Raw genomic sequence first — 791 nt, 5'->3', positions numbered from 1 at the left:
CCGTCGATCCAGGTCCTGACGACGTTGCGCTGGTCATCGAGGAGGACGAGGTCTGCGGCCATGCCGGGGGCGATGGTTCCGCGATGGGTTGCAAGGCCCAGGAACGCGGCGGGCGCGGCCGAGGCGATCATGACGGCGTCCTGCAGCGACAGGCCCAGCATGTCGACGGCGTTGCGGACGGCGCCGATCATGTCGAGGTCGGAGCCGGCCAGAGTGCCGCCGGGGCCGACGCAGACGCCGTCCTGCACGGTGATGGCCTGGCCCTGCAGGACAAAGCGCTTGTCGGCCATGCCGACGGTGGGCATGGCGTCGGTGACCAGCATGAAGCGGTCGAGCGGCCGGGTGCGCAGGGCGATCCTCAGCGTGGCCGGATCGACGTGGCGGCCGTCGACGATGATCCCGCACCAGGCGTCCTGGTTCTCCAGGGCCGCGCCGACGGTTCCCGGGGCGCGGCTGGTCAGCGGCGACATGGCGTTGAAGAGGTGGGTGAAGCCGGTCAGGCCCGCCTCGAGCGCGGCCTTGACGGTCTCGTAAGCTGCGTTGGTGTGGCCGGCGGCCACCACCACCCCGGCGTCGGCCAGGCGGCGCACCATGTCGGGGGTGGTCGTCTCGGGGGCCAGGGTGACCAGGGTCCTGCCGCGCTTCAGCGAAGTCAGCAGCCTGATGGCCGCCTCGTCGAGGACGCGGAACTTGTCGGCGTCGTGGATGCCCTTGCGCTGGGCGTTGAGGAACGGTCCCTCGATGTGCACGCCCAGCACGCCGGGAACGCCCGCCTCGATGGCGGCTTCGGT

1 protein-coding gene is annotated in these 791 nt (G+C 71.3%); it reads right to left on the bottom strand.

Going from position 1 to position 791, the window contains the following annotated elements; translation table 11 throughout:
* A partial coding sequence (gene nagA / locus V6S85_RS26525) for an N-acetylglucosamine-6-phosphate deacetylase (RefSeq protein ID WP_334350814.1) occupies positions 1-791 on the bottom strand: 791 nt, incomplete at both ends.

Source organism: Caulobacter sp. CCNWLW153 (genome assembly GCF_036889365.1).
In the GTDB taxonomy this organism is placed as follows: Bacteria; Pseudomonadota; Alphaproteobacteria; order Caulobacterales; family Caulobacteraceae; genus Caulobacter; species Caulobacter radicis.
This window is presented reverse-complemented; position numbering and strand designations above follow the sequence as displayed.